Source organism: Streptomyces turgidiscabies Car8 (assembly GCF_000331005.1).
Classification (GTDB): domain Bacteria; phylum Actinomycetota; class Actinomycetes; order Streptomycetales; family Streptomycetaceae; genus Streptomyces; species Streptomyces turgidiscabies.
Window position 1 is genome coordinate 1 of sequence record NZ_AEJB01000358.1, and the last position, 8,943, is coordinate 8,943.

General features: G+C 68.6%; 8 protein-coding genes and 1 pseudogene. 7 read left to right on the forward strand and 2 right to left on the reverse strand.

Annotated features, from left to right (window positions below):
- Positions 1-284 precede the first annotated feature (284 nt).
- Both STRTUCAR8_RS23840 and STRTUCAR8_RS54410 read left to right on the forward strand, forming a co-directional pair.
- Positions 285-1,454, forward strand: coding sequence for an XdhC family protein (locus STRTUCAR8_RS23840; RefSeq protein ID WP_006378525.1), 1,170 nt, complete (start codon positions 285-287; stop codon positions 1,452-1,454).
- Between the two features lie 57 nt (positions 1,455-1,511).
- Positions 1,512-1,781, forward strand: a complete 270-nt coding sequence (locus STRTUCAR8_RS54410; protein ID WP_006378530.1) for an IS21 family transposase — start codon at positions 1,512-1,514, stop codon at positions 1,779-1,781.
- Between the two features lie 523 nt (positions 1,782-2,304).
- Here STRTUCAR8_RS54410 and STRTUCAR8_RS48385 read toward each other — a convergent pair.
- A complete protein-coding gene (locus tag STRTUCAR8_RS48385; protein ID WP_158697422.1) occupies positions 2,305-3,402 on the reverse strand; it encodes a helix-turn-helix transcriptional regulator in 1,098 nt (365 codons plus the stop codon).
- A 112-nt stretch (positions 3,403-3,514) separates the two neighbouring features.
- Here STRTUCAR8_RS48385 and STRTUCAR8_RS23855 point away from each other — a divergent pair, with 112 nt between their 5' ends.
- The 3 genes from STRTUCAR8_RS23855 (at position 3,515) to STRTUCAR8_RS23865 (ending at position 6,878) form a co-directional block, all read left to right on the forward strand.
- The gene (locus STRTUCAR8_RS23855) at positions 3,515-4,939 is read left to right on the forward strand and encodes an amidase (RefSeq protein ID WP_044472757.1); all 1,425 of its coding nucleotides are present in this window, start codon (positions 3,515-3,517) and stop codon (positions 4,937-4,939) included.
- Between the two features lie 90 nt (positions 4,940-5,029).
- On the forward strand, positions 5,030-5,341 hold the full coding sequence (locus tag STRTUCAR8_RS23860) for a hypothetical protein (protein WP_006378532.1): 312 nt from the start codon (positions 5,030-5,032) through the stop codon (positions 5,339-5,341).
- Position 5,342: 1 nt separating this feature from the next.
- A complete protein-coding gene (locus STRTUCAR8_RS23865) occupies positions 5,343-6,878 on the forward strand; it encodes a sodium:solute symporter family protein (protein WP_006378529.1) in 1,536 nt (511 codons plus the stop codon).
- A gap of 322 nt (positions 6,879-7,200) precedes the next feature.
- Here STRTUCAR8_RS23865 and STRTUCAR8_RS23870 read toward each other — a convergent pair whose 3' ends face one another.
- A complete protein-coding gene (locus STRTUCAR8_RS23870) occupies positions 7,201-7,728 on the reverse strand; it encodes a histidinol dehydrogenase (RefSeq protein ID WP_006378524.1) in 528 nt (175 codons plus the stop codon).
- Between the two features lie 196 nt (positions 7,729-7,924).
- On the opposite strand from STRTUCAR8_RS23870, the pseudogene STRTUCAR8_RS55720 reads away from it, so the two are divergent.
- Both STRTUCAR8_RS55720 and STRTUCAR8_RS23880 read left to right on the forward strand, forming a co-directional pair.
- A pseudogene (locus STRTUCAR8_RS55720) lies at positions 7,925-8,218 on the forward strand (LysR family transcriptional regulator); the annotation flags it as partial.
- A gap of 289 nt (positions 8,219-8,507) precedes the next feature.
- The coding region (locus tag STRTUCAR8_RS23880; RefSeq protein WP_006378526.1) for an SGNH/GDSL hydrolase family protein at positions 8,508-8,943 on the forward strand (436 nt) is incomplete at its 3' end.

Sequence of the window (8,943 nt, forward strand, 5' to 3'; positions counted from 1 at the left end):
GGCGGTGTCTGTCGCGAAGACCCTGCCCAGTGCCTGGAGGACCTGGTTGTTGTCCGGACGGAGCGCCTGATCGGTCAACCTGCGGAAATACCGGCCGAGTTGAGACTCGGGCCGCGGTGGGTCGGAGATGGCCTGTGCGATGAAGGCCACGTGTTGCGGGGGAGGGGCCACGGACAGTGCGGCCGATTCAGCCCTCAGGTCCGCCAGTTGGCGCTCCTGGATCCGCGTCACCACCCGAGGCAGGGGCGGAGGCCCACCCCCTCACCTCCACGGAGACAGGCCCAATGCTGAACATCGCGCAGACACTGCTCCGCTGGTGCCGCGACGCACGCCCCTTCGCCCTGGCCACCGTCGTCGATGTCCGCGGCAGCGCACCCCTGCCCGTCGGCACAGCCGTAGCGGTGGACGCGGACGGCAACGCGGTCGGCAGCATCTCCGGCGGCTGCGTCGAGGGCGCGGTCTATGACATGTGCCGGCAAGTGCTTCGCGAGGGAGGCACCCCTCACCGTGCCCTGTTCGGGTATTCGGACGACGACGCCTTCGCGGTGGGCCTGACCTGCGGCGGCGAACTCGATGTCCTCGTCCAGGTTGTCGATCCCACGGCGCAGCCGCACATCGCCGCGGCCCTCGACGAGGTTGTGCGGGGCCTGCCCGTCGCCGTCGCCCAGGTCGTGGACGGGCCAACCGGCCTCCTCGGCGCGACACTCAGCGTTCTCGGGGACGGCCAGGTCATCACCGGGACACTGGACAACGGCTCGTTGGACACGGTGGTGCTGGACGAGGGCCTTGCCCTGCTGCGCGCGGGGCGCACCGCCCGCGTCACGCTCGGCGGGCCCGGACAGGGCTGCCCAGAGCCGCTGTCCGTCCTCGTGCACGTCCACGCGTCCCGCCCGCGCATGCTGGTCTTCGGCGCCGTGGACTTCGCCGCCGCTCTCAGCCAGGCCGGGGCATTCGTGGGCTACCGGGTCACGGTGTGCGACGCCCGGCCCGTCTTCGCCACCGCGGCACGCTTTCCATACGCGGACGAGGTCGTGGCCGACTGGCCCCACCGCTACCTGGAACACACCGAGGTGGACACCCGTACCGCCGTGTGCGTCCTCACTCACGACGCGAAGTTCGACGTTCCCCTGCTGCGTCTGGCCCTGAGTCTGCCCGTCGGCTACATCGGCGCCATGGGATCCAGGCGAACCCACGACGAACGCCTGCGCCTGCTGCGGAAAGAAGGCGTGAGCGAAGAACAGCTGGCCCGGCTGTGCTCCCCGATCGGCCTGGACCTCGGTGCGCGCACCCCCGAGGAGACGGCGGTGTCCATCACCGCGGAGATCATCGCCCACATCAGCGGGGGCTCGGGGCTGCCCTTGTCCCAGGGCACGGGCCCGATCCACCGCACCGTGCCGCGGAGGCGGCTCTCCCCCGTCTCAGCGTCACTCGAACCCACCGCGTATCAGATCTGACCCACTTGGTGATCTTCATCTGACCCTGGGCCGCGGTGTTCAAGGTCAGGAGAAGAGGTGATCCAGGTGGAGGACTTGGCAGAGATCCGCCGGCTGCACCGGGCCGAGCAGATGCCGATCCGGGTGATCGCCCGGCACCTGGGCATCTCGAAGAACACGGTGAAACGCGCGCCGGCGCATGACCGGCCGCCGAAGTACGAGCGTCCGGCGAAGGGCTCGGCGGTGGACGCTGTCGAGGTGCGGATCCGCGAGCGTTTGAGGGAGACGCCGACGACGTCCGCCGCTGTGATCGCGGAGCGGAGCGGATTGGCCGGCAGCGCGGGCTGACCATCCTGAAAGAGCGGGTGGGTGAGCTGCGGCCGGCCTATCTGCCAGTGGCCCCGGTCTCGCGAACGACGTATCAGCCGGGCGAGCCCGCTCAGTGTGACCTGTGGTTTCCCGAGGCCGACTTCCCGCTGGGCTATGGGCAGACGGGACGGCCGCCGGTTTTGGTGATGGTGTCCGGCTATTCACGGGTCATCGCCGCGAGAATGCCTCCCTCGCGCCGGAGTGGCGACCTGACAGACGGGCACTGGCGGCTGCTGACCGTCCGGGGCGCCGTCCCCCGGATCCTCGTCCGGGACAACGAGGCCGGCGTCGGCAAGAACCGGGTCACCTCCGAGTTCGGCGCGTTCGCCGGCCTGCTGGCTGCCAGGATCTACCAAGGACAGGGGGACACCAGGCGTACGCTCCCTGATCGCCGCGGCGCTCGGCGCCTGATCCCGCCCCGCCCGTCCCGCTCCTCGGCCGCCCGGCGCCGGGGGACGGGGCACCTGCGTCCGCACCGACCAGGCCCTCTCGTACCGCCCTCTCAGGCACGACGACGGCGGGCCTCACGGGGGCTGGTGCCGAAGTGCTTGCGGAACACTTTCGAGAGGTAGGACGGGTCGTCGATGCCCCAACGCAGGGCGATCGTGGTCAGCGACGCGTCGGGGTCGTACCGCAGGATGTCCTCGCGGATACGTTCCAGCCTGCGGCGCAGGATGTACTGGCTGCAGGTGGTTCCCGTCCCCGTGAACAGCCGGTGCAGCTGCCGCAGTGAGACATGGTGGGCCTCGGCCACCCGCTCCGGCCCGAGGCGGAGGTCGGAGAGGTTCTGCTCGATCCAGGCGAGGATCGGAGCCAGCCGGGTGTCGCCGCTCCGGCCGAAGTGGTTCTCGTCCGAGCGCGCCACAATCCGGCGCACCATCTGCGTGGCGTATTCGCCGACATCGGCCAGATCGTGTGCCGACAGGCTCGCGACGGCGGAGCAGTTCCCCGCTCGCATGAACGCCGTCAATGCGGCACTGAACGGCGACGCCTCCACCTGTATCTGTTGGGCCAACCGCGCCAACGAACTCTCGGGCACCCTCAGCTCTTCGGCGGTGACGGCGATCAGCGTGTAGTGGAAAGCCGTCGTATAGGAGAAGAAGAACGATTCCTGGGCGGGATACACGATGAGGGAGGACGGCGTGAGAATCGTCGAGCCCGTGGAGCCGACATAGCTGGCTTCGCCTTCCAGCAGCGCACCGACGATGTAGGTGCCCCTCCCGTCGTGGGGCACGATCCGCTTGGCTGTGGACGCGGCGTCGTTGGCCACGTCACAGCCGAGCAGTCGGCCCGTGCGCCAGGCCGAGAAGTCGCCGGTGAATTGCCCGCCCCGGCAGGACATGAGGACCTGGTCGTCGAACTGGTCGGCCGGATCGGTGGACGGCAGATAGCCCGAGACGATGCTGCTGTCCTGGAGGTGACGAACGGTAATACCCATTGTGCCTGGCCCTGTCACGGGTGCTGCGGTGTGCCTGCCAACCGCAGCATTCGGATTTCCGTGGATTCGATGATCGAAACGGCGACGGTGACCACGGTGGTCTGGCGGGATGATAGCCGGGTCGCGCGGAATCGGATACAGCGAGATGGAACGGACGGCCATGTCGAGATGGCACGGACGGCCAAGTTCGCGGCACAGACGGAACCGTCCGTGGCAGGCGTCGTACCTAGCGTGGGTCGTCCCCGGCGTCTCCTCTGGAAGGCCGTACGTGCCCATGACCGACGACAAACCCCTGTGGACCTGGACGGCGACCCGTCTGCGGACCGCGCTCACCTCCCGTGACATCTCGGCCCGTGAGGTGACACAGAGCTGCCTGGACCGGATCGCCGAGGTCAACCCCCGGATCAACGCGCTGGTCGACATCCGCCCGGAGGAATCCCTGTCCGCCGCCGACCGGGCGGACACCGCGATCCGGGCGGGCGACGACGCCCCGCTGCTGGGCGTCCCCGTCGCAACCAAGATCAATACCGACCATCGTGGCTATGCGACCACTGATGGCATCGTCGCGCAGGCGGACAACATCGCGACCGATGACTCCCCGGTCGTGGCCGGTCTCCGCCGAGTCGGCGCCGTCTTCACCGGCAGGAGCAACTCGCCCGCGTTCGGATTCCGCTGGTTCGCGAACAACGACCTCCACGGACGGACGCTCAACCCGTGGGACGCCGAGCGCACCCCGGGTGGGTCCAGCGGCGGCGCGGCGGCCGCGGTCGCCAGTGGGATGGTGCCGATCGGGCACGGAAACGACGTGGGCGGCTCCATCCGCTACCCCTCGTACGCGACCGGGCTCGTCGGCCTGCGTCCGACACCGGGCAGGGTCGCGTCGTTCACGTCGGCGACCGGGACGCCCGAGCACACACTGGCGATGCAGACCATGGCGGTCGAGGGCACCCTGGTGCGCTGTGTGGCCGACGCGCGGCTGGCGCTCGATGCCGTCGAGGGGTGGGACCCACGTGGCTTCTGGCAGATCCCCGGTGACCCGACGCCGCCGCCGTCGCCGAACGCCAAGCGGGTCGGCCTCGTCCGTGACCCCGGGGTCGTGCCCCCGTCCCCGCAGGTCGACTCCGCACTCACCCAGGCGGCCCGCGTGCTGGAGGCCGCCGGATTCGAGGTGGAGGAGGTCGAACTCCCGCTGCTCGCCGAGGCGTATCGGCTGTGGTACCTCCTCGTACTGCAGGAGTTCGCCACGCAGCTGCCGCAGGTCCGGAAGTTCGGTGACGCCGGAATGCTCGCCTCGGCCGAGCACACGCTCGCGAACGCGGCCGAATGGTGGGGCGCGGCGCCGTCGCTGGAGACGTTCATCGCCGGTTACGCCCGGCGGGGAACCCTGGGCCGCCAGTTGCAGCTCTTCCTGGAGCGGTACCCGACCCTGCTGCTGCCGGTGTCCACCGAGCAGGCGATGGCGCAGGACCAGGACGTGGCCGGCCAGGAGAGCATGCGGCACGTCATGGAGATCCAGTGGCCGATGATGGCGCTCCCGCTGCTCGGCGTGCCCGCGCTGGCCGTTCCGACCGGCGTGACGAAGGGTCTGCCGGTCGGCGTGCAGTTGGTCGGCAGGCGCTTCGACGACCGGCGGCTGCTGGACGCCGGCGAGGTGCTGGAGAGCGCCCTGGGGTCATTCACCCCGATCGACCCTCGGTAAGAACTCCCCTCGGTAAGTACTCCACTCGATAAGTCCTGCACTCGACAAGCCTTCACGAGTTGTCCGGTCTCTGCTGTGCCAAGGAGAGTAATGAAGGAGTTCATCAAACGGCGTGCCGCGGTCGAGATCCGCGTCGCGTTCGGCGGAATATACGGGCTCGCTCTCGTATTCGGCTGTTTCCCGCCCGCCTACCTGTGGGCAAGTGGTTCCGCTGTCGTCATCGCGGGTCTTCCGGTGGCGATCTGGTACTGGATTCTCATCGCCGTCCTGGTCGGGCTTTCCCTCTGGGCTCTCTACTGGGTGGAGGACGTCCGAGGAGAACTCGACGAAGCCCGTCGGCCCGACACCAGCGCTGATTCCGCGGTCACATCGCCGGCGACACCGGTCGAGGAAGTGGATTAACATGCTCGTCATTCTTTCGATGCTCGGCGTCTTCTATGCCATCGTCATAGCCATCCTCTACATCACGAAGCAACCGACCAAGCCCACGTTCGAGGAGTATTCGGTCGGCGGGCGTTCGTACGGCCCGTGGTACGTCGCGATGTCCTACGTCAACTCCTGGTTCCCCGGGGCGACGTTCATCGCGTTCTTCGGACTCTCCGCGGGCTTCGGGGTTTTCGGGTTCTACGGCCTGGCGTACTCGATTCTCGGCGTGGCGGCGATGTACTTCATGGCGACGCGAGCCTGGCGCTGGGGCGCGCGGTACGACCTGCGCTCCCAGCCGGATCTCCTCGGAGTACGGTTCGACTCGCGCGCCGTGAAGGTCGTCGCCAGCGTCATCGGGATCGTCTCGGTCTTTCCCTGGGTCGTGCTCGGGATGCAGTCCCTCGGCGAGGTCTTCCACGTCGCCACCGGCGGCGCCCTGTCGGTGACGACGTGCCTGCTGATCGGGCTGGCGGTGATTCTCGTCCGGCAGTACTGGACCGTGCAGATGGGTATGCGCGGGCTCATCCTGAGCGACGCGTTCCAAGGGATCGTCGCCTACGTCCTAGCCGGCGTCCTGTGTTTCGCGCTTCTGCTCGGACTTGGCGACGGACCCATCAGCTTCGCCCAGTTGGGGCACGTACCTGAGAGGATGCTGCGCGTTCCCGGCGACGGTGACCACTACGGTCCGATGTACCTCTTCAGCCTCATCTTCACCGGCTTGATCGGATCGTTGTGCTGGCCGATGAGCTTCCAGCGGATCTACACCGCCGCCAGCGTCCGGGCGGTCAAGTCCGCCACCGTGCGAACAGTCCTGATCTCGGCCGGCTTCTACACGCTGCTGACCCTGCTCAGCATCGCCGCGTGGAACATGCCGGAGGTCGCGGCGAACCCACAGGCCGGGTGGTTCACCATCATGCAGTCCTACGGCGGGACTTGGCTGCTCGGTCTGGGTCTGACGATGGTCTTCGCCGCGTCGATGGGTCATATCGACGGCAGCGTGCAGGTATGCGGACTCCAGATCGCGAACGACCTGGTCAACTCGCCCCGCCGCCCGCTGACGGACCATCAACTTACCCGCGTCGCCAAGGGAAGCATGATTGTCTTCATGACCCTGGCCGGCTTCGTCGCGTACCTGGCCTTCGACTACAGCCGGCTCCAACTCCTGGCCCAGGTGTCCTACCAGGGCATCGTCCAGCTCGGCGTTCCTCTCTTCCTGGGAATCTTCTGGCGGGGCGGGAACAAGCACGGCGCGTTGTGGGGCATGCTCACCGGCGCGCTGACGGCCCTGGTACTCACGGTCATCTTCCCGGACGACATCAGAGCCCTCGGCAGCATCACCAGCGGCATCGTGGCTCTCGGCGTCAATCTCATCGTCTACCTCGTCGTCTCCGCGCTCACGGGCACCAGCTCGGAAGAACGACGTCGTGTCGACGAGCTGTTCGAGGTGGCGGCCCGGCGCGTGCGCTCGCCCGAGCCGGCCATCCACCTCGGAGCCGAAAGGGAACCGGCGTGAGCTAGCCGCCGGCTTCGTCCACCGAGCAGCTTCGCATGCACCGGTCGGGGTGTGAGAACTCGCAGCACAGCGGGCGGGCTTCAGCGTGCAGGGCAGTGCCGGCCGGTACCACCGTCCGGCGGGGGTACGAGCGATTGCCCCAGATCCGGACCACTCCCGGCCCAGCGGTCTCAGCAAGGTCTCCACAGCTGCCATGTTCGCGGTCAGCGAGTTGCTTCCGCTGTACCACCAGCAGCCGAAGAATCTCCTGGTGTCGTACTCGCCGAAGAGACTGGGGTTCTTCTAGAGGCATCAAAAGGCGTCTGACCTGGGCTCTCACCAGTCAGGCGCCTTTCGCTCGGCCTACTCTCGAGCGAGCCCGATGTGCGTGCGTCGTTGCCAGGTGCATGGCGGCGATCGAGGCGTCCGGGAGCTTCTCGCCGGGGGCGGGAGTGCGGGCGGCGACCCGCCTCACCCCGGCGACCTTGGCCGTCGTGACGGTCATGTGCGCCGAGGCCGGCAGCGGGTACCGGCCGCCGGGCACGTAGGCGCCGACCGCCTCGACAGGCACGTTCTTCTGTCCCAGCGGCACCCCGGGTGTCACCCCCGCCTCGAAGTCGCGCAATGACGCGCGCTGGAGTTCGGCGAAGCGCCGCACGTTCTCCTGGACCGTCCTGATGTCGGCGAGGGTCTGCTCCGGTACGCGGGCGATCGCCGCATCGATGTCGTCGTGGCTCAGCCTGAGCGAGGCGGGCGAGAACCGGTCGAACCTCTCCGAGTACTCGCGTACGGCCTCGTCCCCGCGGGCACGGATGTCGGCGATCACGGCCTCGACCGTCGTACGGACGGACTCGCTGGAGGGACCGACCACCGCGGATCCGGCGGACTGCTTGACCTACTTCTTCACTGACGGCTCCCGAGAGGCAACAACGCGGAACCGGCGTGGCCGGTGCCATTCTTTGAGGCTGGAAACCGCTCTCGATACAGCACAACCACCAGCCTCGAAGCAGGTCTCGTCACCCTCCCCGTCCCCGACGAGGGCCTGGACATCGTGGAGCTGGCCCACGATGAACTCCTGTACGTCACCGCCGACTCCGCACGCGCACACCCCGCCCACCATCGTTGACTTCTGCAGCGTGCCGCTGGTCCTGTACGACGCCCACCACGCCACCACCGATCCGGCTCGACGCCGGCTCGACGAGCGGGCCCAGCTCGCGGGCCGGCACATCGAGCCGGTCGTCGAGGTGGAATACGTCAGCAGCGCGCTCGTCCTGGTCAGCGAGGGTTTCGGCGGCTCCGTGATGTGCCGGGCCGCCACCCTCTCCGCCGCCATGCCCGCGAACCTCCGCACCGTCCCGTTCGCCGAGCCGCTCTACGACACCCTTGCCCTGGTCCGGCTGCGCGGCCAGGTCCTGCCCCCCCCCCGCGACCCGGGAATTGGCCCGCATGGCTTGGGACTCGCTCGTCGAGCACCAGGCCGGTCCGGACGGCACGGTCGAGATCACTGCCTCCACCGAGCAGTTGAGCCACTTCTTCACTGGATAAGGCACATACCGGCCGTCCAGCCGCCCTCGGGGCGAGGCCAACGAGTACGGCCGCCGCACGGAGAACCCACCTGCCGCCCGGCGCCAACAGGACGAGCCCCCGGACATGACGCGGCTCGCCGTTCGGGGCCGTCTGGCCGGGCAGGTCCACGCGGAGCAGTTGCCCGCGGCGCTCGCGCTGCGGCCGGACTTCGCGACGGTCGTGGCCGGAGTGAACGACATGCTGCGCCCCCGCTTCGATCCGGATGAGGTGGCCGCGCATCTGGAGGCGATGTTCGCCGCGCTCACCGGCCAGGGGGCGCGCGTGGCGACGCTCACCTTTCCCGACATCGCGCGCGTCACTCCACTGGCCCGTCCGCTCCGGCCGCGTCTTGAGGCGCTGAACCACCGTGTTCGCGCGGCGGCGCACCGGCATGGTGTCGTTGTCGCCGACGTCACCCTCTATCCGGTGGCCACGGATCCACGCCTGTGGAGTCAGGACCGCCTCCACTCGAGCCCACTCGGCCACGAGCGGATCGCGGCGGCGCTCGCTCACTCGCTCA

Bases quoted from the DNA above. Each gene is read 5' to 3' on its own strand.
- STRTUCAR8_RS48385 (WP_158697422.1), bottom strand. From the start codon at position 3,402: ATGGCCGTCCGTTCCATCTCGCTGTATCCGATTCCGCGCGACCCGGCT.
- STRTUCAR8_RS23865 (WP_006378529.1), top strand. From the start codon at position 5,343: ATGCTCGTCATTCTTTCGATGCTCGGCGTCTTCTATGCCATCGTCATA.
- STRTUCAR8_RS23860 (WP_006378532.1), top strand. From the start codon at position 5,030: ATGAAGGAGTTCATCAAACGGCGTGCCGCGGTCGAGATCCGCGTCGCG.
- STRTUCAR8_RS23840 (WP_006378525.1), top strand. From the start codon at position 285: ATGCTGAACATCGCGCAGACACTGCTCCGCTGGTGCCGCGACGCACGC.
- STRTUCAR8_RS23855 (WP_044472757.1), top strand. From the start codon at position 3,515: ATGACCGACGACAAACCCCTGTGGACCTGGACGGCGACCCGTCTGCGG.